Source organism: Mycobacterium sp. NGS63, from assembly GCF_059812295.1.
Map to the genome: position 1 here is coordinate 153,897 of NZ_JCALCJ010000009.1, position 26,346 is coordinate 180,242.

24 protein-coding genes and 2 pseudogenes are annotated in these 26,346 nt (G+C 68.0%); 13 read left to right on the plus strand and 13 right to left on the minus strand.

Going from position 1 to position 26,346, the window contains the following annotated elements:
* Nucleotides 1–172: 172 nt before the first annotated feature.
* Genes AC5Y4Z_RS21855 through AC5Y4Z_RS21865 form a run of 3 tightly spaced genes read right to left on the minus strand, consistent with a single transcriptional unit; the run spans nucleotide 173 to nucleotide 2,986 of the window.
* Nucleotides 173–1,372, minus strand: coding sequence for a cytochrome P450 (locus AC5Y4Z_RS21855; protein WP_499966940.1), 1,200 nt, complete (start codon nucleotides 1,370–1,372; stop codon nucleotides 173–175).
* Complete coding sequence (locus tag AC5Y4Z_RS21860; protein ID WP_499966941.1) at nucleotides 1,369–2,016, minus strand: TetR/AcrR family transcriptional regulator; 648 nt, start codon at nucleotides 2,014–2,016, stop codon at nucleotides 1,369–1,371. Before AC5Y4Z_RS21860 ends, AC5Y4Z_RS21855 begins: the two co-directional genes overlap by 4 nt.
* Entirely contained in the window at nucleotides 1,982–2,986 is a 1,005-nt protein-coding gene (locus AC5Y4Z_RS21865) for an NAD-dependent epimerase/dehydratase family protein (RefSeq protein ID WP_499966943.1), read from the minus strand. The genes AC5Y4Z_RS21860 and AC5Y4Z_RS21865 overlap by 35 nt, the downstream gene beginning before the upstream one ends.
* Nucleotides 2,987–3,069: 83 nt before the next feature.
* Here AC5Y4Z_RS21865 and AC5Y4Z_RS21870 point away from each other — a divergent pair, with 83 nt between their 5' ends.
* Together AC5Y4Z_RS21870 and AC5Y4Z_RS21875 are read left to right on the plus strand one after the other, a co-directional pair.
* On the plus strand, nucleotides 3,070–3,882 hold the full coding sequence (locus AC5Y4Z_RS21870) for an SDR family NAD(P)-dependent oxidoreductase (protein WP_499966945.1): 813 nt from the start codon (nucleotides 3,070–3,072) through the stop codon (nucleotides 3,880–3,882).
* 4 nt (nucleotides 3,883–3,886) lie between these two features.
* Nucleotides 3,887–4,447: a carboxymuconolactone decarboxylase family protein gene (locus AC5Y4Z_RS21875; protein WP_499966946.1), complete on the plus strand. Its 561-nt coding sequence runs from the start codon at nucleotides 3,887–3,889 to the stop codon at nucleotides 4,445–4,447.
* Here the strand turns inward: AC5Y4Z_RS21875 and AC5Y4Z_RS21880 are convergent.
* Genes AC5Y4Z_RS21880 through AC5Y4Z_RS21890 form a run of 3 tightly spaced genes read right to left on the minus strand, consistent with a single transcriptional unit; the run spans nucleotide 4,407 to nucleotide 7,439 of the window.
* Nucleotides 4,407–5,042 carry a TetR/AcrR family transcriptional regulator gene (locus tag AC5Y4Z_RS21880; RefSeq protein ID WP_499966947.1) on the minus strand — a complete coding sequence of 212 codons (636 nt, stop codon included), beginning with the start codon at nucleotides 5,040–5,042 and terminating at the stop codon, nucleotides 4,407–4,409. The genes AC5Y4Z_RS21875 and AC5Y4Z_RS21880 overlap by 41 nt on opposite strands.
* Before the next feature lie 55 nt (nucleotides 5,043–5,097).
* Nucleotides 5,098–6,243, minus strand: coding sequence for a sulfotransferase family protein (locus AC5Y4Z_RS21885; RefSeq protein WP_499966948.1), 1,146 nt, complete (start codon nucleotides 6,241–6,243; stop codon nucleotides 5,098–5,100).
* Nucleotides 6,240–7,439 carry a DUF1214 domain-containing protein gene (locus AC5Y4Z_RS21890; RefSeq protein ID WP_499967113.1) on the minus strand — a complete coding sequence of 400 codons (1,200 nt, stop codon included), beginning with the start codon at nucleotides 7,437–7,439 and terminating at the stop codon, nucleotides 6,240–6,242. Before AC5Y4Z_RS21890 ends, AC5Y4Z_RS21885 begins: the two co-directional genes overlap by 4 nt.
* A 169-nt stretch (nucleotides 7,440–7,608) precedes the next feature.
* On the opposite strand from AC5Y4Z_RS21890, the gene AC5Y4Z_RS21895 reads away from it, so the two are divergent.
* Together AC5Y4Z_RS21895 and AC5Y4Z_RS21900 are read left to right on the plus strand one after the other, a co-directional pair.
* On the plus strand, nucleotides 7,609–7,854 hold the full coding sequence (locus AC5Y4Z_RS21895) for an antitoxin VapB family protein (protein WP_499966949.1): 246 nt from the start codon (nucleotides 7,609–7,611) through the stop codon (nucleotides 7,852–7,854).
* Nucleotides 7,839–8,252, plus strand: coding sequence for a type II toxin-antitoxin system VapC family toxin (locus AC5Y4Z_RS21900; protein WP_499966950.1), 414 nt, complete (start codon nucleotides 7,839–7,841; stop codon nucleotides 8,250–8,252). Before AC5Y4Z_RS21895 ends, AC5Y4Z_RS21900 begins: the two co-directional genes overlap by 16 nt.
* Before the next feature lie 10 nt (nucleotides 8,253–8,262).
* On the opposite strand, the gene guaA is transcribed toward AC5Y4Z_RS21900, so the two are convergent.
* The 4 genes and pseudogenes from guaA to AC5Y4Z_RS21920 form a co-directional block, all read right to left on the minus strand.
* Nucleotides 8,263–9,840, minus strand: coding sequence for a glutamine-hydrolyzing GMP synthase (guaA, locus tag AC5Y4Z_RS21905; protein WP_499966951.1), 1,578 nt, complete (start codon nucleotides 9,838–9,840; stop codon nucleotides 8,263–8,265).
* A 9-nt stretch (nucleotides 9,841–9,849) separates the two neighbouring features.
* Nucleotides 9,850–10,239 (minus strand): SRPBCC family protein, encoded by a 390-nt coding sequence (locus tag AC5Y4Z_RS21910; protein ID WP_499966952.1) that lies wholly within the window; start codon nucleotides 10,237–10,239, stop codon nucleotides 9,850–9,852.
* Nucleotides 10,236–13,093, minus strand: a pseudogene (locus AC5Y4Z_RS21915) (MMPL/RND family transporter). The gene AC5Y4Z_RS21910 and the pseudogene AC5Y4Z_RS21915 overlap by 4 nt, the downstream one beginning before the upstream one ends.
* Complete coding sequence (locus AC5Y4Z_RS21920) at nucleotides 13,072–13,500, minus strand: MmpS family transport accessory protein (RefSeq protein WP_499966954.1); 429 nt, start codon at nucleotides 13,498–13,500, stop codon at nucleotides 13,072–13,074. The pseudogene AC5Y4Z_RS21915 and the gene AC5Y4Z_RS21920 overlap by 22 nt, the downstream one beginning before the upstream one ends.
* Before the next feature lie 206 nt (nucleotides 13,501–13,706).
* On the opposite strand from AC5Y4Z_RS21920, the gene AC5Y4Z_RS21925 reads away from it, so the two are divergent.
* The 3 genes from AC5Y4Z_RS21925 to AC5Y4Z_RS21935 are packed head-to-tail and all read left to right on the plus strand — an operon-like array spanning nucleotide 13,707 to nucleotide 15,948.
* Nucleotides 13,707–14,507, plus strand: a complete 801-nt coding sequence (locus AC5Y4Z_RS21925; protein WP_499966956.1) for an SDR family NAD(P)-dependent oxidoreductase — start codon at nucleotides 13,707–13,709, stop codon at nucleotides 14,505–14,507.
* The gene (locus tag AC5Y4Z_RS21930; RefSeq protein ID WP_499966958.1) at nucleotides 14,500–15,336 is read left to right on the plus strand and encodes an SDR family oxidoreductase; all 837 of its coding nucleotides are present in this window, start codon (nucleotides 14,500–14,502) and stop codon (nucleotides 15,334–15,336) included. The genes AC5Y4Z_RS21925 and AC5Y4Z_RS21930 overlap by 8 nt, the downstream gene beginning before the upstream one ends.
* 12 nt (nucleotides 15,337–15,348) lie before the next feature.
* The gene (locus tag AC5Y4Z_RS21935; protein ID WP_499966959.1) at nucleotides 15,349–15,948 is read left to right on the plus strand and encodes a TetR/AcrR family transcriptional regulator; all 600 of its coding nucleotides are present in this window, start codon (nucleotides 15,349–15,351) and stop codon (nucleotides 15,946–15,948) included.
* Between the two features lie 7 nt (nucleotides 15,949–15,955).
* On the opposite strand, the gene AC5Y4Z_RS21940 is transcribed toward AC5Y4Z_RS21935, so the two are convergent.
* A complete protein-coding gene (locus AC5Y4Z_RS21940; RefSeq protein ID WP_499966961.1) occupies nucleotides 15,956–16,597 on the minus strand; it encodes a winged helix-turn-helix transcriptional regulator in 642 nt (213 codons plus the stop codon).
* Nucleotides 16,598–16,677: 80 nt separating this feature from the next.
* On the opposite strand from AC5Y4Z_RS21940, the gene AC5Y4Z_RS21945 reads away from it, so the two are divergent.
* From AC5Y4Z_RS21945 to AC5Y4Z_RS21965, 5 genes and pseudogenes are all read left to right on the plus strand, one after another.
* Complete coding sequence (locus AC5Y4Z_RS21945) at nucleotides 16,678–18,195, plus strand: MFS transporter (RefSeq protein ID WP_499966963.1); 1,518 nt, start codon at nucleotides 16,678–16,680, stop codon at nucleotides 18,193–18,195.
* A complete protein-coding gene (locus tag AC5Y4Z_RS21950) occupies nucleotides 18,192–19,004 on the plus strand; it encodes a class I SAM-dependent methyltransferase (protein ID WP_499966964.1) in 813 nt (270 codons plus the stop codon). Before AC5Y4Z_RS21945 ends, AC5Y4Z_RS21950 begins: the two co-directional genes overlap by 4 nt.
* Nucleotides 19,001–19,822 carry a class I SAM-dependent methyltransferase gene (locus AC5Y4Z_RS21955; protein WP_499966966.1) on the plus strand — a complete coding sequence of 274 codons (822 nt, stop codon included), beginning with the start codon at nucleotides 19,001–19,003 and terminating at the stop codon, nucleotides 19,820–19,822. The genes AC5Y4Z_RS21950 and AC5Y4Z_RS21955 overlap by 4 nt, the downstream gene beginning before the upstream one ends.
* 23 nt (nucleotides 19,823–19,845) lie before the next feature.
* A pseudogene (locus AC5Y4Z_RS21960) lies at nucleotides 19,846–20,641 on the plus strand (beta-phosphoglucomutase family hydrolase).
* Entirely contained in the window at nucleotides 20,638–23,004 is a 2,367-nt protein-coding gene (locus tag AC5Y4Z_RS21965) for a glycoside hydrolase family 65 protein (protein WP_499966967.1), read from the plus strand. Before AC5Y4Z_RS21960 ends, AC5Y4Z_RS21965 begins: the two are co-directional and overlap by 4 nt.
* On the opposite strand, the gene AC5Y4Z_RS21970 is transcribed toward AC5Y4Z_RS21965, so the two are convergent.
* Nucleotides 22,998–23,564 (minus strand): TetR/AcrR family transcriptional regulator, encoded by a 567-nt coding sequence (locus tag AC5Y4Z_RS21970; protein ID WP_499966968.1) that lies wholly within the window; start codon nucleotides 23,562–23,564, stop codon nucleotides 22,998–23,000. The genes AC5Y4Z_RS21965 and AC5Y4Z_RS21970 overlap by 7 nt on opposite strands.
* A 63-nt stretch (nucleotides 23,565–23,627) precedes the next feature.
* Between AC5Y4Z_RS21970 and AC5Y4Z_RS21975 the strand changes: the two genes are divergently transcribed.
* Nucleotides 23,628–24,527 (plus strand): TauD/TfdA dioxygenase family protein, encoded by a 900-nt coding sequence (locus AC5Y4Z_RS21975; RefSeq protein ID WP_499966969.1) that lies wholly within the window; start codon nucleotides 23,628–23,630, stop codon nucleotides 24,525–24,527.
* A 7-nt stretch (nucleotides 24,528–24,534) separates the two neighbouring features.
* Here AC5Y4Z_RS21975 and AC5Y4Z_RS21980 read toward each other — a convergent pair whose 3' ends face one another.
* Nucleotides 24,535–26,271 carry a GMC oxidoreductase gene (locus tag AC5Y4Z_RS21980; RefSeq protein WP_499966970.1) on the minus strand — a complete coding sequence of 579 codons (1,737 nt, stop codon included), beginning with the start codon at nucleotides 26,269–26,271 and terminating at the stop codon, nucleotides 24,535–24,537.
* Nucleotides 26,272–26,346 lie beyond the last annotated feature (75 nt).

Consider the following 26,346-nt stretch of genomic DNA (forward strand, 5'->3'; position numbering starts at 1 on the left):
AAACGCGAGAGGCGGCTTTATGCGGCCGGTGCGGGTGTGGCAAATGATGCTTCAGAGCCCACGTGAAAGTGCAACTAGCGAGACATCGCCCGAGTAGCAGCGTCGGTAGCTGCACCCTCGCGACACGAGCCGGCGACGGCCGCCGAGCCGGCGACGGCCGCGAGGCGGCGGCTCAGCCCAGCACCCGCACCGGCACGTTGTTCCAGCCGATGACGTTGGTCATGGCCACCCGCCGCAGTCCCTCTTGCACGATCGCGTAGCGCGGCATGTGATCCAGCAGCCTGTCCAACGCGACGGCGCTCTCCATTCGGGCCAGCGCGGCGCCCAGGCAGCTGTGCACCCCGTAACCCAACCCCAGGTTCTGCGCCTGGCTGCGGTCCCGGGTGATGTCGAAGGTATCCGCATCGCTGAACGCCCGCTCGTCCCGGTTGGCCGAGCCCAGACACAGCAGGACAGGGTTACCGGCGGGAATCGTCACGCCGTGCAGCTCAACGTCTTTCATGCTGTACCGCACCAGGTACTGGGCGGGCGCCTCCCACCGCAGCAACTCCTCGACGGCGGCGGGAATCCGGCTGCGGTCGTCGAGCAACATCTGCCATTGATCCGGATGCTCGGCGAACGTGACCACCGCGTTGCCCATCAACTTGGTGACCGTCTCGGCGCCGGCGCCGCCCAACATCGAGGCGAATCCGGCGATCTCGAGGTCATCGAGCTTGGTTGCCACGCCGTCGCGTTCGACCTCGACGGCAATCAGGTCGCTGATCATGTCGTCCTGTGGACTGGCGCGCCGTTCCTGGATGATGTTGTAGTAGAGCAATCCGGTCTCGATGCCGGCCTGTACACCCTCCTCGGGCGTCGCGACGTTGCCGTACTCCCGCTCGAGCTGCTTGTCCAGGAGAAGCCGGACCCGCTGGCGGAGTTCGGCGGGCACGCCGAGCATCCGGGTGATCACTTCCACGGGAAACAACGCCGAAAAGTCCTGCACGACATCGAACTCAACGGGATTCGCCGCGCCGAGAAATCGATCGATCTGTTCGACGACCAGCTGTCGTTGGCGCTCGATGGCGCGCGGGGTGAACACTTTGTTCACCAGATTGCGCATCCGGCGGTGCTGGGGCGGATCCATCATGATGATCAACGGCGGCACGGGATTACCGGACTGCACCATCTCGAGATCGACCCCGCGCGCCGACGAGAAGGTGTCGAAGTCCTTGATGGCCGCCACGACATCGGCATGACGGGTCAGCGCGTAGAAATCGTAGTTCTCGTTGTAATAGACCGGCTCCTCGTCACGCATGCGCCGGTAGGTGGCGTACGGGGCGTCGAAGAAATCATTCGAAAACGGATCAAAGACAACCTTCGACGTGGTCAACGCGCCCTCCTGCGCTGCAATTCCGAACGGGACGCCCGAACCTCGGGCAGACCGGCCGCGGCGCGGATCTCGCGGCGGGCCACCGCCGGGTCCATATCCGGGAAGACGTAGTGGCTCAATGCGATTCGCGCGATCGCGCCGGCCAGGTTCCGGCTGTTGATCGCGGCATCGAAGCCGTCCTCGCGAGCGCATTGCTCCAGGACCGGAAGCAATCCCTCGATGATCATGGGTAATGCCCGGGCCACCTGTTCATGGGCGAAGCCCGGCTCCAGGTCGAGCTGGCGCCCGGGCGGCTGCTCCTCGACGAACGTCGCCACGACGTCGATCGCGGCTTCCAGTCGCGCGAGTCCGGTTACGCCGTTCATCGCCCTCTCCATTGCGGTACTGAAGCGCCGGTATTCCTGCTTTCCCAGCGCATCGATGAGATCTTCCTTGGAGCCGAAGTAGCGATAGATCGTCGGCCGCGACACCCCCGCCAGGGCCGCCACATCCGACAACGACAATCTCCGCGCGCCGGTCCTCAGGACGAGCCGTCGGGCAGCGTCGAGTATCCGATCGGCCAGATCGCCGTGCTCCGAACCCGGTTGGTGCGTCTCGGCTATCGACACGTCAGGCGGCCACCGGATCGAGCCGACCGAGTTCACGCAGCCAGGGGATCAGCAGGCGCAGCCCGTCGTCGAACGACATCGGGTCATAGCCCAGCCGCCGGCGGGTCAGGTTGTCTTCGGCCCTCGGCTTGCGGACGTGCTTGGCCGCGGCCGCCGCGATCGCCATCAAGGTGGGCCCGAACTCGGCCGTCAGCGCCTCCGGATCGGACCGATAGTCGAGATCTTCGACGCGGTGGTCGATTTCGGCGATCTCGCAGGCCCGATTGATGCCGGCCGCGGTGCTGATGGTGTCTTGCGGCTGGCCGATCAGCAGGTAGCGCTCACCGGCCACACCGCGGTCCAGTGCCGCAATCGAGCCCGCCGCGACGTCCTTGCCGGCCACCCACGTCACGGGAAACGCAAGGTAGCGCTTGATCTTTCCGCGCATGCCGGCCAACAACACCCGGTTGAAGCTGGTGCGATGCAGAGCCCGTTCCACCACCGGGGCCGGGCCGAAGATCGCGCCCGGGTGGCAGGTCAGCACGTCCTGGCCGGCGGCGGCGCGTTGGTGCGCCTCGAGGAATGCGGCGAGCTTGGTGACCGTATACGGGTCGTCCGGTGGGTTCTCGAGGACGGGGGCCTCTTCGAAGTCGGCGTCGGTGCTCAGATCGAAGAACGTGGCGGTGCTCAGCGCGACGACCCGACGCATGCCGTGGCGTTGCGCCGCGTCGAGCACGTGGGTGGTGCCGACCATATTGACCGCTTTGAAGTCTTCGAGGTCCTGACTGGCCCCGCCCAGCAGCGCTGCGCAGTGGATCGCCGCCTCGGCGCCCTTGGCCGCGCGCAGCACGTCGTCGGCGTCGCTGATGTCGCCCTTGACCAATTCGACGCCGATGCCGGACAGCGCCGTCGCCTCGTCCGGGTTGCGAACCAGGGCGCGGACGTGGTCACCACGCGCGATCAGCTGTTCACACACGTTGCCGCCGGTCTGACCGGTGGCGCCGGTGACGAAGATGGTGCTGGCCATGATCCGAGCCCTTCCTGGTTACAGATTTGACAGATTCGGTCAATATCGTAACGCGTGACTTGCTATTACTCTATGATTAGTCCATGACGCTCGATCCGGCAAGCATCCTGCTGACCGACCGTGTGGCGGTGGTGACCGGAGGCGGCGCAGGCATCGGCCGCGGCATCGCCGCGGGATTGACGGCATTCGGCGCGAAGGTGGCGATCTGGGAGCACAACCCGGAATCGTGCGGGGCGGCCGCGGCCGAGATCGGCGCGCTGGGCATCCCCACCGACGTGCGGGACAGCGCCGCGGTCGACGCCGCACTCGCGCGGACCGCGGCCGAGCTCGGGCCGGTCACGATTCTGGTCAACAACGCCGGCGGGGTTTTCTGGTCCGGGATCCTCGACACCAGCGAGAACGGCTGGGATGCGCTGTACAAGTCCAATCTGCGCCACGTCTACCTGTGCACCCAGCGGGTCGCCCGCGACCTGGTCGAGCGGGGGTTGGCGGGCAGCATCATCAGCGTCACGTCGATCGAAGGCGTGCGCGCGGCACCGGGTTACGCCACCTACGCGGCGGCCAAAGCCGGGGTCATCAACTACACCAAGACCGCGGCCCTCGAACTCGCGCCGCATGGCATCCGGGTCAACGCCCTGGCCCCCGATATCACCTTGACGGAAGGGATCATGCAAGTGGCACCTCCAGGCTCCGAAGAGCGGTTCGGGCACACGGTTCCGATGGGACGCGCGGGCCGAGTCGACGAGATGGCGGGCGCCGCAGTCTTTCTCGCTTCCGACATGTCCAGCTACATCACGGGGCAGACGATCCATGTCGACGGCGGCACCCACGCTGCCGGCGGTTGGTATCACCATCCGGAAACCGGCGCCTACGCGCTCGGCCCGAGTAGCATCTAGCACCATGCCACGCATCGCACCGATCCCGTTGGATCAATTGAGCACCCATTCACGACAGATCGTGGAGGCCGGTGTGGCCGACGGCCGCTATGCCACACCGGTGCCGTTGCAGATATTCGCTTACCGCAGTGCACAACTGGCGCAGGTGGACATGGCCAGAACACAGCTGGGAGCGGACACTCTACTGGGCGGACGGATCGTGGAATTGCTGCGTATCCGCAGCGCCCAGCTGGGCGAGTGCGAGCCGTGCAGTCAATCACGCAAGCACGATTCGATCACCGAGGATGACGTGGCGTGCCTGCTGGCGCCGGAGCACGACTCGTTGACGCCGCAGGAGCGGCTGGCCGTGGAATTTTTGGACCGGCTGTCCGGAGATCATCATTCGATCGACGACGAGTTCTATCGGCGGCTGGGTGAGCATTTCACCGCCGCCCAGATCGTCGAACTGGGCTTCACGTGCGCCTCGACGATGGGACTGCACCGATTCCTGCACACCCTCGACGTCTACGGCGATTCGAAGCCGGTCATCGGCTACTCCCCCGACGAGGTCGATTCGGCGAGGTGAGGTGTTCGCCCGGCGCTTCGGTCAGAACGGCGTCGATCGTTTCGGGGGCCACGCGCAGGCCCCCCAAACAGAAATGCTGCACGCGCTGACGGATTTCGCGGGGATCGCGATCGCCCGTCGCCCAGTACCGTTCGATGTTGGCCCATACGACGCCCTGGATGGACAGCGCCTCATTGTCGGGATCGATTTCGCCGAACAATCCCAAATCCCTTCCCCGCGTGAGTTGTTCGACCAGCGGCCGCAAGATTTCCCGGTAGGCGGGGGCCACGAGCCGAGGCGCGACGAACATCTGGTTCTGCGCCTCTAGGGACATGCGATGCAGATCGGAGCGGATCTGGTTATTGAACGCCAGGTCCAGCCGCCCGTCGATCCAGGCCGCCACGGCACGGACCGGGTCGGAGTGTAGCGACATCCGCTGCACCAGGCGCAGCATCTCGGCGCGGGCCATCTCCAGGAACACCGCCGTGACCAACTCATCCTTGGAGTCGAAGTGGCGGTAGAACGCCCGGGTGCTCAACTGCGTTCTGCCGAGCATCTGGGCAATCGACAGCGCCTGGACTCCCTCGGTCCGGACGATGTCGGTGGCCGCCGACACGATCGCGGCGTGTATCTGCGGGTCTCGTTCGAGCTTTTGACGCCCTCCGGCCCGCTCAGCCCGAGGCATCGTAGGTGGCGATGTAGTCACTGAAAGCCTCGTGCACCTGTTCCGGGGTCAACCCGTAGTCCGCCAGGTCGTAGCTGTGGGTGCCGCGGTGACCGGGCCGGTGTTCGTCCGCCCATTGGCGGACCTTGGCCCGCGCCGCCTCGGTGAATGTCAGGCCGAGCTTTTCGTAGCTGTCGGCGACGGTGCTGACAGGGTCGGTTTGCAGCGCGGCAAACGACACGTCGACAAACCGGTCGTCCCCGAATTTCCTGCGAAATTCCGTGGCACGCCGCATGCCCTCGGCCCACCAGGCCAGCTGTTCGGCGCCGAGTTCTGTCGGATTCCGCCGATCGCTGCTCCAGCTGCGGACGTAGGCGATGAGGCTGCAGACCGATCCCAGGACCTTCGCCGGATCACGATGGCTCCAGAGGAATTTCGCATCCGGATAGGCGTCGACGAACGCGTCGAGGGCGAACATGTGCACCGGCGTACGGAGGTGCCACAGGCTCGGCTTGCAATGCCACTGCAGCAACTTGAGCACGTCCCGGTGGAACACGTAGGTTTCGCGCATGTCGCTTCCCAGCAACCATTCCACGTAGCCGGGAACGCGCACCACGCCGTCGAAGTGGAAGGTACGAAAGCTCATACCCATCAGGTCCTGGCATTCGGTCGCGGCTTCGGGCTCGGAATTGTTCATCGCCCGGAACTCGGGAAACATCTGCTCGATCATCCCGATGCCCTCGGCGCACTGCGCGATTCGCGCGTCAGTGTGTTGGGTGGCGGCCTCGGGTGGCGGGGTGGGCGCCTGGGATTCCCAGGTGCGCAGCGACCTGAATTGTGGGTCGGCGGAGACCAATTGGCTCAGCGCGGTGGTGCCCGTGCGCGGCAGACCGAGGACGACGACCGGGCCCTCGACCACCTCGTCGGCGATCTCGGGGTGTTGCTTGTAGGTTTCCACGATCCTCAGCCGCTGGATCAGGGCGTTGCTGATGGTCGCGTGCTGCATGACGCGGCCGAGGTCGTTGAGTTCGGCCTCGCTGTTCAACGCGTCGACGGTCCGTTCCAGGCCCTCGCGATAGTAGGACGAGCCGAAGTCGTCGAGGCCGGTGGCGGCGCGCGCGCCGTCTTCGAGGTCGTCAGCGGAGAAACTCACCGGGAGAACCTTTCGTGTACGGCGCGGCGGCGGGCCTCGATGACTCTCGCGCGTTCGTCCGGGGCGGTCATCGTGGTGTCGGCCGGCAACGCCGCCACGACGTCGCCGGCCTTCACGACGCGGGTGCTGGGGACCGGCGCGGATTCCGTTCGGACGCAGCGCAACAGCATGGCGCCGTTGCTGTGTCCCGCGGTGTCCAGCCAGTTGGCGACCCCGGGATCGGTCGCACACAAGACGGCGCGGAAGATCCCGTCGGAGTCGACGACCGCCTGATGTCCGTTGAGGCTGGATTGATGGCGCCCGTAGTGGATCGTCTCCAACCACGGATTGCCCAGCGAGATGCTCCAGTAGACGCCGTTGGGCGGTCGCACCTCGAGGATCAGCGCCTCGTCGGGTTCGAGCTCGAATCGTCCGATGACGGGCCGGTTTTCGGCCGCCGCACCCATCTCGGTCATGTCCATCGGCGGGATGAAGCCGTTGGCCGGCGGCATCGCACCGAAGTCGAGGAAGAATTTGAGGTTGTCGTAGACGAAGTCTCCCAGCGCGTAAAGCTGGCGCGACACCGAGGCATCCGGGTCGACGGAACGGGTTCCGGGCACCACTTCGTCGCCGATCCGCTCGATCTCTAGTGACGCGGGAATCTCGGTGTCCCAGTCGTAGAAGAAGTTCCGTACGGTCAGCGTCGGGTGATCACCGGCCAGCCGCAGCCAGTTGCCCTCGTGCTCGTCCGCCGAGAGGATCGCTTCGAAGCGCCCGTCCGCGTCGACGTCGAGATCGTCCACGAGGCAATTGGCGGTCGCCGCGATCCCGTCCATCGTCTGCAGGCCGACGTAACGGGCCGTCCCCCGGCTGCCGAAGAGCCGGTAGGTCTCGCCCCGGCGCAGGCTCGCATTCAGGTACACGCAGTCCGGGCATTCCAGGCCCCAGGTGACGATGTCGTCCATGCTGGCGCGGTTGACGGCGAGCACCGGGTCGGGGTCGGCCCGCAGCGCCATGTCGGTGCCGACCGCCAGCAACACCATCAGGTGGCGCATCCCCGACCCGTAGTCGAGCCGGTTCTTGTTGACCGGCGTGGACCGGACGAGCTGCTCGGCCGCGTTCAGCCGCTCCTGCAGGTGCGCCCACGCCTCGGAGAGCTCGGGCCCATCCCCCGTCGACAGCGCCGCCTCCGCGATCGAGTGCGGCAGCCACGCCATCGGGTTCTTCCAGGCGGGCTGCGCCTGTTCATCGGCCACCCGTGTCCTCCAGCCAGGCCTCGTCGGGCAATTGAGAATCGCGTTTTCGATTGCTCAATGACTATCACCGGGAAGCGGCGACTGTCAACGCCGCGTTGCATGCATGGATCCATGCATGTATACATGCATCATGGCGACCAAGACGATATCCATCGATCTCGAGGCGTACGAGCGACTGCGCGCCGCTCGGCGCTCGCCGACTGAATCGTTCTCTCAGGTCATCAGACGTGCGCACTGGCGCAACGACGCTCACACGGCCGCAGCTCTGCTCGAAACACTCACCGAGCTACCGACGGTCGACGATGAGACCCTCGCGCGTCTTGACATGGCCCAGCAGACGGACACGCCGCCCGAGGATCGATGGCGCTTCAGCTGAGCATTGATACGACGTTCCTCATCGACCTACATCGGGAGCGGTCCGCGGGTGACGACGGCATTGCCTCGGGCGCCGCGCACCAATTCTTGAAACGGTCGCCGGACGCCGAATTGCTGCTCTCCACAATCGCTCTCGGCGAGTTCGCCGAGGGGTTTGACCGGGCCGAGCACCCTGTCGTGGCAGCCATGCGCGATGGGCACACCCTCATTCCGGTGGATGACCAGATCGCATTCGTCTACGCCAGGGTGGCCCGCGAACTTCGACGTCGCGGCGAACTCATTGGGAGTAACGATCTTTGGATCGGCTGCACAAGCTTACGGCTGGGCGTCCCGATCGTCACCGCGAACGTGGAGCACTTTCGGCGCATCGACGGACTCGGCATTGTGCAGTACCGCTGATCGCGGTTTCTCACTCCCATTCGATGGTGCCGGGCGGCTTGCTGGTGATGTCCAGCACCACGCGGTTGACCTCGGGCACCTCGTTGGTGATCCGCGTCGAGATGCGCTCCAGCACCTCGTAGGGCACCCGGGTCCAGTCGGCGGTCATGGCGTCCTCACTGGACACCGGGCGCAGCACGATCGGGTGCCCGTAGGTGCGGTTGTCACCCTGCACCCCGACCGAGCGGACGTCGCCCAGCAGCACCACCGGGCACTGCCAGATCTGATTGTCGAGGCCGGCGGCGGTCAGCTCCTCGCGTGCGATCGAGTCTGCGCGCCGCAACGTCTCCAAACGCCCTGCGGTGACCTCGCCCACGATGCGGATGCCCAGACCCGGCCCCGGAAAAGGCTGGCGCGCAACGATTTCCTCCGGCAGGCCCAGCTCGCGCCCGACCGCGCGCACCTCGTCCTTGAACAGCAGCCGCAGCGGCTCGACGAGCTTGAACTTCAGGTCGTCGGGCAGGCCGCCGACGTTGTGGTGGCTCTTGATGTTCGCGGTGCCGCTGCCCCCACCGGACTCCACCACGTCCGGGTACAGGGTGCCCTGCACCAAGAACTCAATCTCGTTGCTTCCCACCACGTCCCGCACGGCGCCCTCGAACGCCCGGATGAACTGCCGCCCGATGATCTTGCGTTTGCCTTCGGGGTTCGTCACGCCCGACAGCGCCTGCAGGAAGGTGTCCGCCGCGTCGACGGTGACCAGGTTGGCGCCGGTGGCGGCGACGAAGTCGCGCTGCACCTGGGCGCGCTCGCCCGCGCGCAACAATCCGTGGTCGACGAAGACACACGTCAGCTTGTCGCCGATGGCGCGCTGCACCAGCGCCGCGGCCACCGCGGAATCCACGCCCCCGGACAGCCCGCAGATCGCGTGGCCGTCACCAATCTGCGCGCGCACCTGCTCCACCAGCGCGGTGGCGATGTTGGCCGGGGTCCACTCGGTGCCCAGGCCGGCGAAGTCGTGCAGGAACCGGCCGAGCACCTGCTGGCCGTGCGGGGTGTGCATCACCTCCGGGTGGTACTGCACGCCGGCCAGGCGCCGCTCGCGGTTCTCGAACGCGGCCACCGCCGCGCCCGCGCTGCTGGCCACCACCTCGAACCCGTCCGGGGCGGCGGTCACGGCATCACCATGGCTCATCCACACGGGCTGGGTGCTCGGCAGGTCCGAATGGAGTTCGCCGCCAAGCACTTTCAGTTCGGTGCGCCCGTACTCGCTGGTGCCGGTGTGCGCGACCGTGCCGCCGAGGGCCTGCGCCATCGCCTGAAAGCCGTAGCAGATGCCGAATACCGGCAGCCCGAGGTCGAACAGCGCGGGGTCGAGTTGCGGTGCGCCGTCGGCGTAGACGCTGGCCGGGCCGCCGGACAGCACGATGCCCACCGGGTTACGGGCCTTGATTTCCTCGATCGTGGCGGTGTGCGGGATGACCTCGGAGAAGACCCGGGCCTCCCGGACCCGGCGGGCGATCAACTGCGCGTACTGCGCGCCGAAGTCCACCACCAGCACGGGCCGGTCGACCGGCCCGGCCGTGTCGGAATCACCAGGTTTCGCCACGCCGCAAGCTTAGTAGCGGTGATCCGCGGGTTCGATCCAGCTCCTGGTGTGGCTCAGCACGGTGCCGGCGGCCTCGTCGGTGTCGGGTGCGAGCCGGAATTCGACCGACACCGCGGGCAGGTGGGGGGCGTATTGCACCCAGCACAATCGCCGGCGCGGCTGCACCGAGGTCACGCGGCACAGCGCGGCGTCGTCGCCACCGCGGCGGCGCCGGATCAGCCGAAACGACGTGCCCACCCGGAGTCGTTCGTCGTCGCCGACGTGTTCGACGGCGTCCCAGGTGTCGTACCACTGCGCGATGCCGGCGACGGTGGTGATCAGGTCCCACACCCGGTCGGGCGGCGCGGCGAGGCGTATCGACTCGGACAGCGTCTGGGTTTCGGCGCGGCGGAAGGTCATGGGTGCAGGCTTTCGGCAAGTGTCGGGGTCGAAGCGGTGCCGGGCACGCGCGGCCGCCGCACGAGAGGGCGGGCGCGCACGCGCCGGGGCCACCAGAACCAGCGCCCGAGCAGGGCCGCGATCGACGGGGTCATCAACGACCGCACGACCAGCGTGTCGAAGAGCAGGCCGATGCCGACGGTCGTGCCGAACTGGCCGATGATCTGCAGATCGCTGAACACGAAGGAGGACATGGTGAACGCGAACACCAGACCGGCGGAGGTCACCACCGCGCCCGTTCCGCCCATGGCGCGGATGATTCCCGTCTTGATGCCGGCGCCGATCTCCTCTTTGAATCGGGACACCAGCAACAGGTTGTAGTCCGATCCCACGGCCAGCAGGATGATGACGGCCATCGCGATGACCAACCAGTGCAACGGAATACCCAGGATGTGTTGCCACACCAGTACCGACAGCCCGAATGAGGCGCCCAACGACAGCACGACGGTGCCGATGATGACCAACGCCGCGATGACGCTTCCGGTGATGACCAGCATGATGATGAAGATCAGGCAGGCCGCGGCGATTCCCGCGATCAGCAGGTCGTATTTGGCCGCGTCGCTCATGTCCTTATAAGTCGCGGCGGTACCGCCCAGGGCAATCCTCGCGTCTTCCAGCGGAGTGCCCTTGACGGCGTGGCGTGCGGCCCTTTTGATCGCGTCGACGTGCGAAATGCCTTCGGGGGTAGCGGGATCCCCGTCGTGGGTGACGAAGAGGCGGGCGACCTTGCCGTCCGGCGAAAGGAACATCGCCAGGCCGCGTTTGAAGTCGGGGTTGTCGAAGACCTCCGGCGGAAGGTAGAAGGAATCGTCATTCTTGGCCGCGTCGAAGGCCTGCCCCATCGCCGACGCGTTCTGCTGTGCGGCGTCCATCTGGTCCAGCAGGCCCGCGAAGGTGCTGTACATCGTCATCGTCATGGTGCGCATCGTGGTGGTGGCGTCGATGATCGGCGGTAGCAGCGAGATCAGCTGCGGCATCAGGCTATCCAGCCTGTCGGTGTCGGAGACCAGCCCGCGCAGGTCGTCGGTGAGCTTGTCGCCACCGTCGAGCGCGTCGAATACCGATCGGGTCGCCCAGCAGGCGGGAATGTCGAAGCAGTGTTGCTCCCAGTGCAGGTAGCCGCGCAGCGGCCGGAAGAAGTCGTCGAAATCGGCGATGCGATCGCGCACGTCGGTCGTGTCGGCGACGATCTGTTTGGTCTGACCGGCAACGTCGTGAGTGGTGTCGGCGAGTCCGCGCAGCAGGGCGAGCATGCGTTGCATGGTGTCGATGACTCCGCCCATCTGGTCCGCAATGGCCCGCATGTCGGCCATCCGGTCGTGCATGTACTTCATGTTCTCGGTCAGCGTGGTGCCCTGCATGCTGATCTGAAACGGGACGGAGGTGTGCGTGATCGGGGCGCCCAGTGGTCTGGTGATGGACTGAACGCGGGCCACCCCGTCGGCCTGGAAGACGGTCCTGGCGACCCGGTCCAGGACCAGCATGTCGGCGGGGTTGCGCATGTCGTGGTCGGTTTCCACCAAGAGCAGGTCGGGGTTCAACCGGGCGGGTGAAAAGTGCCGGTCGGCCGCGGCGTATCCGATGTTGGACGGGGTGGTGCGGGGCAGGTAGTTGCGGTCGTTGTAGCTCGTCGTGAACGACGGCAGGGCCAGCAGCCCGACGAGGGCGGTCGCGGCGGTCGCCGCGAGGATGGGCGCGGGCCATCGCACCACGGCGGTCCCCACCCGCCGCCATCCCCGTGTCTTGATTTGCGTTTCGGGTCGAACAGGCCGAACCGACTGCCCAGCGTGACGATGGCCGGACCCAACGTGAGCGCGCCCGCCACCAGCGTGAGCATCCCGATCGCGCACGGCGCGCCCAGGGTTTGGAAATACGGCAGCCTGGTGAAACTGAGGCAGAACATCGCGCCGGCGATGGTCAGGCCCGAGCCGAGGACCACGTGCGCGCTGCCGCGAAACATGGTGTAGTAGGCCGCTTCCCGGTCTTCGCCGGCCTGACGCGCCTCCTGGTATCGGCCGACCACGAAGATCGCGTAGTCGGTGCCCGCGGCGATGGCGAGTATCGGCAGGATCTGCACCGCAAAAGTCGAGAGCCCGATGAGTCCGCGGTCGCCGAGGAAGGCGATCACCCCCTGCACGGCGGGCAATTCGACGAAGACCATCAGCAGCGTCAGCAGTACGGTGACCACCGAGCGGTACACGATCAGCAGCATCAGCACGATGACCCCGACGGTCACCCCCATCACCTTGCGGGCGCTCTTGTCGCCGAACTCGAGCTCATCGGTGGTGACGGCGGCGGGGCCCGCGACGTAGGCTCTGACGCCGTTGGGCGCCACCGCACTTGACACGATGCGCCGGACGGCGTCGACGGATTCGTTGGCCAGCGTCTCGCCCTGGCGACCGGCGAGGAACACCTGAACGTACGCGGCCTTGCCGTCGGCGCTCTGGGAGCCGGCCGCGGTGAGCGGGTCGCCCCAGAAGTCCTGGACGTGCTCGACGTGCTTGTTGTCCTGCCCGAGCCTGCGGATGAGGGCGTCGTAGAACCGGTGTGCCGCGGCGTCCAGCGGTGCCTGGCCTTCCAGCACGACCATGACCGCGCTGTCGGAGTCGAATTCCGCGAACACGTGACCGACGCGCGTCGTGGCCCGTACCGCCGGGGCGTCATCGGGGCTCATCGACACCGCGTGCGCCTCCCCGACCGCTTCCAGTTGCGGCACAGCGATGTTGGTGGCCGCGGCCAGTCCCAGCCAGAAGAGCAGGATGGGCACCGAAAGCCGGCGAACCGTCCGCGCGATCACGCGGATTTCACCAGGCAGAAGGTTTGGGGATGAAACCCCGTCACGGTTCGCTGCTCCTTGACGTCGCCGTTCACCGTGATGCGGCAGCCGATGACCCCGCCGTCACCCTGAGCGACCACGTTGACGCTGACCGCCGGGGCCATGGTGGCCGCGCTGTACGTCCACGGCAGCCGCATGCCGTCAGCCCGCTGCGGTACGGCGTCGACGTCGAGATAGTTGATGTCGGCCACCGCGCCCGCCGGGCCGAAGACCTCGAGCGTCACGTGCTTGGGGTTGAAGGGCTTGATGTCGTCGGCATGGGCGCCGGCGGCCGGGGTGGTGCCGCCGATCCCGAAGACGCCGTGCAGGCGGTAGACGGCGAAAGTTGCGACGGCGAGCACCGCCGCGACGAGCAGCGGAATCCACATGCGTTTGACGACGATCATCCGGTGCCCCCGGTCTTCAGCGTCCGTAGTTAGTCAGCTGACCAACACAGTAGACCGGTCGCGGCGGCGGCGCAATCGGAATGCTTGGGGACTCTGCGTCAATAGCTCCGCATCAAATGGGTGTTTGGCCGCCGCCTTGCGGCCAGTCAACGTCGGGCGCTAAGTTGGTCGACTAACTGGTATCGCGACGAAGAGGGGCCACCGTCATGAGCATCAACGCACATCAGTTCGGACCCTGGGCGGTCGTGACCGGCGCGTCATCGGGGATCGGCCGCGAATTCGCTCACCAACTCGCCGGTGCGGGCATCAACGTGGTCCTGGTCGCACGCCGCCTCGCCGCACTGCAGGACCTGGGCGCGGCCCTGGCCCGCAGCCACGGCGTCGACTATCGCGCCGTCGGCGCCGACCTGTCCGACCCGGGCGCGCTGACCCCAATTGCCGAGGCCACCAACGACATCGACGTCGGCCTGCTGGTGTCGAACGCGGGGTCCGCCCTGCCGGGCCCCTTCCTGAATTCCGACCTGCAGGCCCAGCGGGCGATCCTGCGGCTCAACACCGCGGCGCACCTGGGCCTGACACACCACTTCGGCGAACGGCTGGCGCGGCGCGGGCGCGGCGGCATCGTGCTGGTCTCCGCGTTGGGGGCGGTGCACGGCGTCCCCTACCTGGCGCACACGGCGGCGACCAAGGCCTACATCACCAGCCTCGGTGCCGGCCTGCACGGCGAACTGGCCAAACACGGGGTGCACGTCACCGTGCTGCACCCCGGTCCCACCCGCACGCCGGCGATCGCCGAACTGGGCCTGGACCCCGACAAAATGCCGATCCCGCCCCTGGCCCCCGACGTTTGCGCGCGTGACGCGCTGCGCGCCCTGGCGCGCAACCGGGCCCGCTGCATCCCGGGCCGGACCAACCGGGTCACCGCCGCGCTCGTGCCGGCGGCCGTCACGCGCTCGATGATGGCGCGCATGCTGTCGCGGCCCACCCGGGTCGACGCCCATGGGTAGGCCGATCTGCCTCATCACCGGTGCCACGGACGGCATCGGCAAGATGACCGCGACGGCCCTCGCCGGCAAGGGGTATGCCGTCGTGCTGGCCGCGCGCAACGCGTCCAAGGCCGCAAGCGTCGCAAGGGAAATCGCCGCCTCGACCGGCAACGACGACGTCGATTACCTCACCGCCGACCTCAAATCGCTCGCGCAACTGCGCCGGCTGGCCGAAACGTTCGCGGCGCGCTACCCGCGGCTCGACGTCCTGATCAACAACGCCGGCATCGTCATGCCGCAGCGTGTGCTGACCGGGGACGGCTACGAGACGACGTTTCAGGTGAACTACCTCGCGCAGTTCTATCTCACGCACCTGCTGCTCGACCAACTGCGCGAGAGCGCTCAGGGCAGGATCGTCAATCTGAGCTCGAGCGTGTACCGCGCCGGCAAGTTCGACCCGGACAACCTGCCGAACGGAAACCGGTTCTCCGCCATCGGCACTTACGCGGCCTCGAAACTTTGCGTGCTGCTGTTCACCATCGAGCTGGCGCACCGGCTGGCACCCACGCGAGTCACCGTGAACGCGGTGCACCCGGGGATCGTCAGGACCCCGATGATGCGCGAAGCCCCCGGCGCCCTGCGGGCGATCTCCTATGCGGCTCTGCCGTTTTCGCTGTCCGCGGCCAAGGGCGCGGCCACCTCGGTGTTCGTAGCCTCGTCTCCGGACCCGATGCAGGTTTCGGGACACTACTTCACCCGCGCCAAGCCGAGGAAGGTCAAGACCGCCCACAACACACCCGAGAACAGGGAGCTGTTGTGGAACCTGAGCATGGACGCGTGCCGTCTATAGTCCGTGAGTGACATGGCTGACTTAACCGACGCGGAGGAAGCCGCCGCACCGCCGCCCGCCGGCAAGCGAGAGCGGCTGATCGCCGCGGCATGCGACCTGTTCTATCGCCGGGGCATCGCGGGCACCACACTCGCGCACATTGCCGAGGCCGCCGAGGTCCCGCTGGGCAACGTGTACTACTACTTCAAGACCAAGGACGACATCGTCACCGCCGTCGTCGAAGCCCGCACCGAAGAAATCCGGTCGGCCACCGCGGCCCTGCAGCGCCGGCACGGCAGCCCCAGGGCCCGGCTCAAGGCGCTCGTCGGGCTCCTGGCCGAGTCGCGCGCGACGATCGCCGACCATGGCTGTCCCTACGGAACCCTGTGCACCGAACTCGCAAACCAGCCGGGCCAATCGCATTCGTTGACCGCTCCGCTCATGCAAACCCTGCTGGACTGGGCCGAGCAGCAATTCAGTGCCATGGGCCGACGCGACGCCCACGACCTGGCGCACCAACTCGTCATCGCCTACCAGGGCAGCGCCCTGCTGACCAACGCCCTAGGGCAGCCCGACGTCATGTCCCGCGAAGCCCGGCGCCTCGAAAAGTGGATCAACGCACTGCGGGCCTGACGGCGAGTTACAGCGAAAACGCCTGACGCACCGCGGCAACGGCATCGGGGTCGCCGGCGAAGTCGATCCGGCGCAGCGCCGCGGTGCGCTTGGCGTCGCTGGACCCGAGGCGCGCGGCGACCAGGTCCGCGGCGCTCGCGGTGATCGTCACCGCCGGTGGGCCGTGGGCCGCGCCCAGGCGGCCCTGCGTCGCCGCGAACTCGAAACGGCGGCCGTCGATCTCGGCGCGGACCGTCACGTCCGCGCCGGTGGCCCGGCCGGAGTCGAAGCCCAGCAGGATTCCGGCGAGAAAGCCGTTCAGCGGTGAGACCCGGCCGCCCTCGACGGGGTCCATCAGCTCCATTCCGAAGACGGCGATGCTCTGCAGGACCGGCAGCGCGCGCCGCCAGCCGTCGTCGCTGAGTGTGTACACGGTGCGCCCGATCGGCGCCGGCAGGTCGGCGCGGTCGACGAGCCCGGCCTCCTGCAGTTCCTTGAGCCGCTCGGCCAGCAGATTGGTTGCGATGCCGGGCAACTGGGCGCGCAGGTCGCCGTAGCGGCGCTGCCCCCCGACCAGCTCGCGCAGGATCAACAAAGTCCACCGCTCGCCCAGCACGTCGAGCCCGCGCGCGATCGGGCAGTTCTGGTTGTAGTTCCGGCGGGGCGCCACGATGCCACGCTACCGGCAAATAGACATCTTTTTCAACTCTTTACTTGATTTATTTGTCTATCCGCTTTAGCGTCTTGTTCATGCGCGTCGCCCCGCTGCTCCCAAACCGCCCCATCGCCGCGCTCGCCGTCATCTGCCTCGGCGTCTTCGTCATCAGCGTCGACGCCACCATCGTCAACGTCGCGCTGCCCACCCTGTCGCGGGACCTCGATGCCGACACCGCCCAGCTGCAATGGATCGTCGACGCCTACACCCTGGTCATGTCCGGATTGCTGCTGTCGGCCGGCAGCCTGAGCGACCGCTACGGCAGGCGGGGCTGGCTCAACGCCGGACTCGCGCTGTTCGCACTCACCTCCGCCGTTGCGGCCCAGGCGAATTCGGCCGATGCGCTGATTGCGGCCCGCGCCGCCATGGGCGTGGGCGCGGCGGTCATCTTCCCGACCACGCTGGGCCTGATCACCAACATCTTCACCGAGCCGGCACCGCGCGCCAAGGCGATCGGACTGTGGGCGGCCATGGTGGGCGTCGGCGTGGCCGTCGGCCCGATCAGCGGCGGCTGGCTGCTCGAGCACTTCTGGTGGGGGTCGATCTTCATGGTGAACATTCCCGTCGCGGCCCTGGCCGTCATCGGCGGAGTCGTGTTCGTTCCGACGTCGCGCGACCCGGCGGCTCCGCCCGTCGACGCGCCCGGTCTGATCCTGTCCGCCGCCGGGGTCACCGCTTTGGTGTACACGGTCATCGAGGCGCCCACCTGGGGATGGACAAACGGCCGGACCGTCGCCGGATTCGCCTTGGCCGCAGCCGTTCTCGCCGGCTTCGCGCTGTGGGAGCGGCGCAGCACCCATCCGATGCTGGACGTCTCGGTGTTCTTCGACCGCCGGTTCTCCGGCGGCAGCCTGGCGGTGACCGCGGGCTTCTTGACATTGTTCGGTTTCATCTTCGTCATCACTCAGTACTTCCAATTCATCAAGGAATACACGGCATTTCAGAGCGGCGTGCGCCTGCTGCCGGTCGCCGCGTCGATCGCGCTGGCCAGCATCGCCGGTCCCCGGCTGGTGGAACGCGTCGGCACGACGGCCGTCGTCGCCGCCGGTCTCGCCGTGTTCGCCGCCGGGCTGGCGTGGGCGTCCACGGCGGACGCCGCCACGCCCTACGACCAGATCGCGACGCAGATGGTGCTGCTCGGCGGCGGCCTCGGCCTCACCGTTTCACCGGCCACCGAGGCCATCATGGGATCGCTGCCCACCGACAAGGCCGGCGTCGGCTCGGCCGTCAACGACACGACCCGCGAGCTGGGCGGCACCCTCGGAGTGGCCATCGCCGGCAGCGTCTTCGCCTCGGTGTACTCCGGGCACCTCGGCGCGGCCGCGCTCACCGGCCTGCCCGCCGAATCGATGCGGCACTCGATGGCCTTGGCGCACAGGGTGATCGAGGGGCTGCCGGCGCAGCGGGCCGGCAGCGTCCGCGACGCCGTCAACCACGCATTCCTGGACGGCCTGCAGGTGAGCTCGCTGGTCTGCGCGGGCATCGCGCTCGGTGCCGCGATCGTCGTCGGCTGGTTGTTGCCGGCCCGTCAAACCGAAAGGGTGATCTCATGAGCGACAGCACCTATGTCCTCGGCCATGCCGACGTGGAGGTGCAGCGGCTCCTCCTGCAGGGCAGGCTGTACGACCACTACACCGAGCACGCCCTGCGGCTCGCCGGGCTGCGGCCGGGCATGCGGGTGCTCGACGTCGGGTGCGGACCCGGTGACGTGTCGTTCATCGCGGCCCGGCTGGTCGGCCCGACCGGAAGCGTCCTGGGAGTGGACGCCGCGCCCGCGATGATCGAGCTGGCCAGCGCCCGCGCCACCGAAAAGGGCTTCAGGACAACCCGTTTCACCCAGACCGCGATCGACGACCTCACCCTGGACGAACCGGTGGACGCGGTCATCGGCCGGCTGATCCTGATGCACCTGCGCGACCCGGCCGCCACCCTGCGGCACCTCAGCTCGTTCGTGCGCCCGGGAGGCGTCGTCGCGTTCTCCGAGAACGACATCACCGGGGCGCGCGCCATCCCGGACCTGCCGCTGTTCGGGCGGGTGACGGCGGGAATCGTGCGCGCCTTCGAGGCCATGGGGCTGTCCGCGCGGTTCGGCACCACGCTGCACACGGTCTTCGCCGACGCCGGCCTGGGCGCGCCGCGGTTGATCCACGGCACGCCGATCGGCACCGCCGCCGACGACGACATGCTGGCCTACGCCGCGGAAGTCTGGCGCTTGGTGTCGCCCATCGCCGAGCAGGGCGGCTTCGCCATCGACGAACTCGCCGACCTCGACGAGTTCGTGCCGCGGTTCCGCGACGAGGCGCTGGCCGCCGGCGCCCTCGTCACGATGCCACCCCTCATCACCGCATGGGCGCAGAAATGACCGCCACCATCGCGAACCAGTACTCGACCGGCCTGTCGCGCAACAACATCGAGCGCGCGCTGGTCGCGGCGGGGCTGGACCTCGACCGCCTCGTGCCCGCCGACCTGGCACTGCTGGAGGACTTCCACACCATGGGGCGCTTCGCCACCGCCGAGCTGGTCGACCTGGCGCGCATCACCGGTGACAGCGCGGTGCTCGACGCCGGCAGCGGGGTGGGCGGCACCGCCCGCTACGTCGCCGACCGCTACGGATGCCCGGTTGCGGCGGTGGATCTCACCGACGAATACTGCGCGACCAGCCGTTGGCTCAACGGCCTCGTCGGCCTCGACGGCCTGATCTCCGTTCGCCAGGCGGACGTCACCGAACTCCCCTTTGCCGACAACACTTTCGACGTCGCCATCAGCCAGCACGTCCAGATGAACGTGGCCGGCAAGGCGCGCCTGTACTCCGAGGCGCGCCGCGTCCTCAAGGACGGCGGGCGGCTGGCCCTGTGGGACATCACAATCGGCGACGGCCGGCGGCTCGACTATCCGTTGCCGTGGGCCGATCACCCCGCCCGCAGCCACCTCGTCTCCCCCGACGCGCTGCGCGCCGCCGTCGAATCCGCGGGCTTCGCCGTCGAACACTTCGACGACCTCACCGACCGGGCGGCCGCGCTCATGCGGGCCATGCTGGCCCAGCCCGCAGGCCCGCTGGGCCTGCACGCCTTCGTCGCCGACTTCTCGCGCAAGGCCGAAAACCTGACCGGCGCCCTGTCCGACGGGCGGCTGAGAGCGATCCGGGCCTTGGCCACAACAACGGCCGTAGCGACGCGATGACCCCTGGCGGCACTCGGGTAAGCATGGTGGAGTGGAGATCGCCCGACCGCTACCCGAGAGTGAGGTCCCCCGGTGAGTTCAGCGCTGGGTCTGCCCGAGAAGGTGCGCGCCTGTCTTTTCGACCTTGACGGCGTGCTCACCGATACCGCGAGCGTGCACACCAAGGCCTGGAAGGCCATGTTCGACGCCTATCTGTCGGAACGGGCCAAGAAGACGGGCGAAAAGTTCGTCCCGTTCGACGCGGGCTCCGACTACCGCAAATACGTGGACGGCAAGAAACGCGAGGACGGGGTCCGGTCGTTCCTGGACAGCCGCGACATCGAGCTGCCCGACGGGAGCCCGGACGATCCGGACGACGCCGAGACGGTATACGGCCTGGGCAACCGCAAGAATGACATGTTCCAGAAGGTCCTGCACGACGACGGCGTCAAGGTCTTCGAGGGCTCGCGCCGCTACCTGGAGGCGGTCTCGGCGGCGGGGCTGGGCATCGCGGTGGTGTCGTCGAGCGCCAACACCCGCGACGTGCTGGAGGTCACCGGCCTCGACCGGTTCGTCCACCAGCGGGTGGACGGCATCACGCTGCGCGACGAGCACATCGCCGGCAAGCCGGCCCCCGATTCCTACCTGCGCGGGGCCGAGCTGCTCGACGTGGGCCCCGACGCCGCGGCCGTCTTCGAGGACGCGTTGTCCGGCGTGCAGGCCGGCCGGGCCGGTAACTTCGGCTTTGTGGTGGGCGTCGACCGGGTGGGCCAGGCCGACGACCTGCGCCGCAACGGCGCCGACGTGGTGGTCACCGACCTGGCCGACCTGCTGTCATGATCACCGAAGAGGCCTTTCCCGTCGAACCCTGGCAGGTGCGCGAGACGCGCCTCGACCTGAACCTGCTGGCCCAGTCGGAGTCGCTGTTCGCCCTGTCCAACGGGCACATCGGGTTGCGCGGCAACCTCGACGAGGGCGAGCCGCACGGCCTGCCGGGCACCTACCTGAACTCCTTCTACGAAATCCGGCCGCTGCCCTACGCCGAGGCCGGCTACGGCTACCCGGAGGCCGGCCAGACGCTCGTCGACGTCACCAACGGCAAGATCATCCGGCTGCTGGTCGAGGACGAGCCGTTCGACGTCCGCTACGGCGAGCTGATCTCCCACGAGCGGATCCTCGACCTGCGCGCCGGGACCCTGTGTCGTCGGGCGCACTGGCGCTCGCCGGCCGGCAAGGAGATCAAGGTGGTGTCCACCCGGCTGGTGTCGCTGCCCCACCGCGGGGTGGCCGCCATCGAGTACGTCGTGGAGGCGGTCGAGGAATTCGTCCGGGTGACCGTGCAGTCCGAACTGGTCACCAACGAGGACCAACCGGAGACCTCCGACGACCCGCGGGTGTCGGCCATCCTGGAGAACCCGCTGGAAGCCGTCGACCACGAAAACACCGAGACCGGAGCGCTTCTCATGCACCGGACCCGAAGCAGCGCGCTGATGATGTCGGCCGCGATGGACCACGAGATCGACGTCCCCGGGCGCGTCGAGTTCAGCACCGACGCGCGCCCGGACCTGGCGCGCACCACGGTGATCTGCGGGCTGCGCGCGGGCCAGAAGCTGCGCATCGTCAAGTATCTGGCCTACGGCTGGTCGAGCATGCGCTCCCGTCCGGCGCTGCGCGACCAGGCCGCCGCCGCGATCCACAGCGCCCGCTACAGCGGGTGGCAGGGGCTGCTGGACTCGCAGCGGGCCTACCTCGACGACTTCTGGGAGAACGCCGACGTCGAGGTCGAGGGCGATCCCGAATCGCAGCAGGCCGTCCGGTTCGGAATGTTCCACCTGCTGCAGGCCAGCGCCCGCGCCGAACGCCGCGCCATCGCCGCCAAGGGGCTCACCGGAACCGGCTACGACGGTCACGCCTTCTGGGACACCGAGGGCTACGTGCTGCCGGTGTTGACCTACACCGCCCCGCACACCGTGGCCGACGCGCTGCGCTGGCGGGCCTCCACGCTGGACCTCGCCAGGGAGCGCGCGGCCGAACTCGGCCTCGACGGCGCCAGCTTTCCCTGGCGGACCATCCGCGGGCAGGAGTGCTCGGCCTATTGGCCGGCCGGCACGGCGGCCTGGCACATCAACGCCGACATCGCCATGGCCTTCGAGCGCTACCGCGTCGTCACCGGCGACCACGACCTGGAGCGCGAGTGCGGGCTGAAGGTCCTGGTCGAGACCGCCCGGCTGTGGATGTCGATCGGGCACCACGACCGGCACGGCGTGTGGCACCTCGACGGGGTCACCGGCCCGGACGAGTACACGGCGATCGTGCGCGACAACGTCTTCACCAACCTGATGGCGGCGCACAACCTGGTCACCGCGGCCGAGGCCTGCAACCGCCACCCGGAGGAGGCGGCGGCGATGGACGTCACCACCGAGGAGACCGCCGCCTGGCGCGACGCGGCCGACGCCGTCAACATTCCCTACGACGCCGAGCTGGGCGTCCACCAGCAGTGCGAGGGCTTCACCACCTTCGCCGAATGGGACTTCGAGACCAACCAGACCTATCCGCTGCTGCTGCACGAGGCCTACGTGCGGCTCTACCCCGCCCAGGTGATCAAGCAGGCCGACCTGGTGCTGGCCATGCAGTGGCAAAGCCACGCGTTCACCCCCGAGCAGAAGGCGCGCAACGTCGACTACTACGAGCGGCGCATGGTGCGCGACTCGTCGCTGTCGGCGTGCACGCAGGCCGTGATGTGCGCGGAGGTCGGGCATTTGGAGCTGGCCCACGACTACGCGTATGAGGCCGCGCTGATCGACCTGCGCGACCTGCACCACAACACCCGCGACGGGCTGCACATGGCCTCGCTGGCGGGGGCGTGGATGACGCTGGTCGTGGGATTCGGCGGCCTGCGCGACGACGAGGGCATCCTGTCGCTGGATCCGCTTCTGCCCGACGGCATTTCGCGTCTTCGCTTCCGGCTGCGCTGGCGGGACTTCCGGCTGACCGTCGACGTCAACCACTCGGAGGTCACCTACACCGTGCACGACGGGCCCGACCATCACCTGACCATCCGCCACGCCGGCCAACAGCTCACCCTGAGCACGGAGGCGCCGACGACCGTCGCGGTGCGCATCCGCAAGCCGCTGCTACCGCCGCCGCAGCAGCCGCCGGGCCGCGAGCCGCTGCACCGGCGCGCCCTGGCCCGCAGTCAGTGAGGTTGAAGGATTCGGGCCAATTCGGCGGCGACGGCCTCGCGTAGGTCGCCGTCGCTCAGGCCGTCGAGGCCGGCCGCCGAACGCAGGAAGGGCGCGAAGAGCCGCCAACCCAATTGCAACGCAAAGGCATTCGCCACCGTAAGACGCGCGCTGCGATCGTCGTTGTGCGACGCACGGACGCCGTCAAGCAGCTGCGCGGCGCCGGGAAATTCGGATTGCAGCTTTCCCGCCGGGTACCCGTCGAGTAGCGTGCGCGCCATGACCCGCATATGCCGGTCCAGTGCCCGCTCCGCCTCGGCGGGGTCCGGCTCGCTCTGCAGCAACGCCGTCGTCGTTGCGCCCAGGTGATCGAGCACCGCGCCGACCAGTTGCTCCTTGGTGCCGAAGTGGCGGAACACCAGTCCGTGGTTGACCCCCGACCGGGCGGCGATGTCGCGGATCGACGTCGCCGCCGGACCGCGCTCGGCGAACAGGTCGGTGGCCGCCTCCAAGACCGCCGCGGCCACCTCTTCGCGTCCCGTCGGCATTTTCCGGCGGGTACTTGCCGAACGTGTAGTCATGTGACTACACTACCCCATGTAGTCAATTGACTACACCGTATTCATCGCAAAAGGACGAAAGAAATGACCGACTCGATCACCGTGACCAAGCTGGGCAGCCGCATCGGCGCCCGACTCGACGGCGTCCGACTGGGCGGCGACCTCGACCCGGCCACCGTTGAGGAGATCCACCAAGCGTTGTTGGCCCACAAGGTGATCTTCTTCCGCGGGCAGCACCACCTCGACGACGGCGAGCAACTGGCGTTCGCCCGGCTGCTGGGCACCCCGGTCGGCCACCCCGCGGCGGGCGTGCTGGCCGCCAAGGACGCGCCGGTCATCACGCCGATCAACTCCGAATACGGCAAGGCGACGCGCTGGCACACGGATGTCACATTCGTTGCCAACTATCCGGCGGCCTCGATCCTGCGGGCGGTCACCCTGCCCAGCTATGGGGGCTCGACGCTGTGGGCCTCGACCACGGCGGCCTACGACGACCTGCCCGAGCCGCTGACATGGCTCGTCGACGACCTGTGGGCGCTGCACACCAACCGCTTCGACTACATCACCGCTGAGGCGGTGGCCTCGATGACCGAGGCACAGAAGGCCTTCCGTGCGGCGTTCGAGAAAAAGGAGTTCCAAACCGAGCATCCCGTCGTACGGGTGCACCCGGAGACCGGTGAACGCACGCTGCTGTTGGGCGACTTCGTGCGCGGGTTCGTCGGCCTGGACAGCTACGAGTCGACCGTGTTGCTCGAATTGCTGCAGCGGCGAATCACCATGCCCGAGAACACCGTTCGCTGGAACTGGGAGCCGGGCGACGTCGCCATCTGGGACAACCGGGCGACCCAGCACCGGGCGATCGACGACTACGACAACCAGCCCCGGCTCATGCACCGGGTCACGTTGATGGGCGATGTGCCCGTCAACATCCACCGCGAACGCAGCCGGGTGATCAGCGGCGCCCCGCTCGAGGTGGCGAGCTGACGAGGGGTCAGCCCGCGGTGCTGATCGGATCGATCGGCAGCCAGCGCAGCGCACCCGGTGCGCCGAGGGGTACCACCGGGTGCGCGGGCGGGATGGGGTTCAGCCTTCGGTAGGTGTCGCCCTGCAGCGGCCGCTCGTCGTTCTCCCCCTTGTTCGGCCACAGCGACGCGGCGCGCTCGGCCTGCGCCGTGATGGACAGTGATGGGTTGACGCCCAGGTTCGCCGAGATCGCCGCGCCGTCCACCACGAACAGCGTCGGATAGCCGTACACGCGGTGATAGGGGTCGATGACGCCGTGTTCGGGGTTGTCGCCGATCACCGCCCCACCCAGGAAGTGGGCGGTCAGCGGGATGTTGAACAGCTCGCCCCAGGTCCCCCCGGCCACGCCGTCGATCTTGGCGGCGATGCGGCGGGTGACCTCGTTGCCGGCCGGGATCCACGACGGGTTCGGCTCGCCGTGGCCCTGTTTGCTGGAATACCAGCGGATGCCGAGCTTGCCGCGCTTGGTGAACGTGGTGATCGAGTTGTCCAGGTGCTGCATCACCAGCGCGATGAGCGTGCGCTCGCTCCACTGGCGGGGATTCAGCAGCCGCAACATCAGCTTCGGGTTCTCACCGGCCTGGTCCAGCAGCTGGCGCCACCGCGGCGTGTCGGTGCCCTCGGGACCGTGGCCGTCGGTCATCAGCGTCTGCAGCAGCCCCATCGCGTTGGAGCCTTTGCCGTAGCGGACGGGCTCGACGTGGGTGTCCGACGTCGGGTGGATCGACGATGTGATCGCCACGCCGTGGGTCAGGTCCAGGTCCGGCCGGACCTCGAGCGTCGCGGCGCCGACGATCGACTCGGAGTTGGTCCGGGTCAGCACTCCCAGCCGTTTCGACAACCGGGGCAGCTTGCCCCGGTCGCGCATCTTGAACAGCAGGTGCTGGGTGCCCCAGGTGCCCGCGGCCAGGATCAGGTTCTCGGCGGTGTAGGTGCGCCGGTCCCGGCGCAGCCAGCTTCCGGTGCGGACCGTGTGGACCTCCCACAGGCCGTCGGCGCGCTGCTCGAAGCCCTTCACCGTCGTCATCGGAATGACTTGTGCCCCATTGGATTCCGCGAGCCCCAGGTAGTTCTTCACCAGGGTGTTCTTGGCGCCGTAGCGGCATCCGGTCATGCAGCAGCCGCATTCCAGGCAGCCGGTGCGCTCCGGCCCGGCGCCGCCGAAGTAGGGGTCGGGCACGGTCTTTCCCGGCGTCTTGGTGCCGTCGGGGCCGAAGAACACGCCGACCGGGGTGGGCACGAAGGTGTCGCCGCAGCCCATCTCGTCGGCGACCTCCTTGACGAGGCGGTCGGCGTCGGTGAACGTCGGGTTCTCCACCACGCCCAGCATCCGGCGCGCCTGTTCGTAGTGCGGCATCAGCTCGTCACGCCAGTCGGTGATGTGCGACCACTGGCGGTCTTTGAAGAACGGCTCCGGCGGCACGTAGAGGGTGTTGGCGTAGTTGAGCGAACCGCCGCCCACCCCTGCGCCGGCCAGGATCAGCACGTTCTTCAACGGGTGGATGCGCTGGATGCCGAAGCAGCCGAGCCTGGGTGCCCACAGGAACTTGCGCAGGTCCCAGGAGGTCTCGGCGAACTCCTCGTCGGCGAAGCGGCGGCCCGCCTCGAGCACGCCCACCCGGTAGCCCTTCTCCGTCAGGCGCAGCGCGCTGACGCTGCCCCCGAACCCCGAACCGATGATCAGGACGTCGTAATCCGGCTTCATGGCAACCAGTATGGACTTACCGGCCGGTAATAAACCAGGGTGGCCGCCGCCGGCCCTTGAGTGTGAAGCCTGGGC

Excerpts from the sequence above, each read along its gene's own strand:
- AC5Y4Z_RS21875 (WP_499966946.1), top strand. The coding sequence starts at position 3,887 with ATGCCACGCATCGCACCGATCCCGTTGGATCAATTGAGCACCCATTCA.
- AC5Y4Z_RS21870 (WP_499966945.1), top strand. The coding sequence starts at position 3,070 with ATGACGCTCGATCCGGCAAGCATCCTGCTGACCGACCGTGTGGCGGTG.
- AC5Y4Z_RS21910 (WP_499966952.1), bottom strand. The coding sequence starts at position 10,239 with ATGACCTTCCGCCGCGCCGAAACCCAGACGCTGTCCGAGTCGATACGC.
- AC5Y4Z_RS21975 (WP_499966969.1), top strand. The coding sequence starts at position 23,628 with ATGACCGACTCGATCACCGTGACCAAGCTGGGCAGCCGCATCGGCGCC.
- AC5Y4Z_RS21930 (WP_499966958.1), top strand. The coding sequence starts at position 14,500 with ATGGGTAGGCCGATCTGCCTCATCACCGGTGCCACGGACGGCATCGGC.
- AC5Y4Z_RS21970 (WP_499966968.1), bottom strand. The coding sequence starts at position 23,564 with ATGACTACACGTTCGGCAAGTACCCGCCGGAAAATGCCGACGGGACGC.
- AC5Y4Z_RS21945 (WP_499966963.1), top strand. The coding sequence starts at position 16,678 with ATGCGCGTCGCCCCGCTGCTCCCAAACCGCCCCATCGCCGCGCTCGCC.
- AC5Y4Z_RS21890 (WP_499967113.1), bottom strand. The coding sequence starts at position 7,439 with ATGGCGTGGCTGCCGCACTCGATCGCGGAGGCGGCGCTGTCGACGGGG.
- AC5Y4Z_RS21980 (WP_499966970.1), bottom strand. The coding sequence starts at position 26,271 with ATGAAGCCGGATTACGACGTCCTGATCATCGGTTCGGGGTTCGGGGGC.
- AC5Y4Z_RS21900 (WP_499966950.1), top strand. The coding sequence starts at position 7,839 with ATGGCGCTTCAGCTGAGCATTGATACGACGTTCCTCATCGACCTACAT.
- AC5Y4Z_RS21865 (WP_499966943.1), bottom strand. The coding sequence starts at position 2,986 with ATGGCCAGCACCATCTTCGTCACCGGCGCCACCGGTCAGACCGGCGGC.
- AC5Y4Z_RS21935 (WP_499966959.1), top strand. The coding sequence starts at position 15,349 with ATGGCTGACTTAACCGACGCGGAGGAAGCCGCCGCACCGCCGCCCGCC.
- AC5Y4Z_RS21950 (WP_499966964.1), top strand. The coding sequence starts at position 18,192 with ATGAGCGACAGCACCTATGTCCTCGGCCATGCCGACGTGGAGGTGCAG.
- AC5Y4Z_RS21955 (WP_499966966.1), top strand. The coding sequence starts at position 19,001 with ATGACCGCCACCATCGCGAACCAGTACTCGACCGGCCTGTCGCGCAAC.
- AC5Y4Z_RS21925 (WP_499966956.1), top strand. The coding sequence starts at position 13,707 with ATGAGCATCAACGCACATCAGTTCGGACCCTGGGCGGTCGTGACCGGC.
- AC5Y4Z_RS21965 (WP_499966967.1), top strand. The coding sequence starts at position 20,638 with ATGATCACCGAAGAGGCCTTTCCCGTCGAACCCTGGCAGGTGCGCGAG.
- AC5Y4Z_RS21895 (WP_499966949.1), top strand. The coding sequence starts at position 7,609 with ATGGCGACCAAGACGATATCCATCGATCTCGAGGCGTACGAGCGACTG.
- AC5Y4Z_RS21920 (WP_499966954.1), bottom strand. The coding sequence starts at position 13,500 with ATGATCGTCGTCAAACGCATGTGGATTCCGCTGCTCGTCGCGGCGGTG.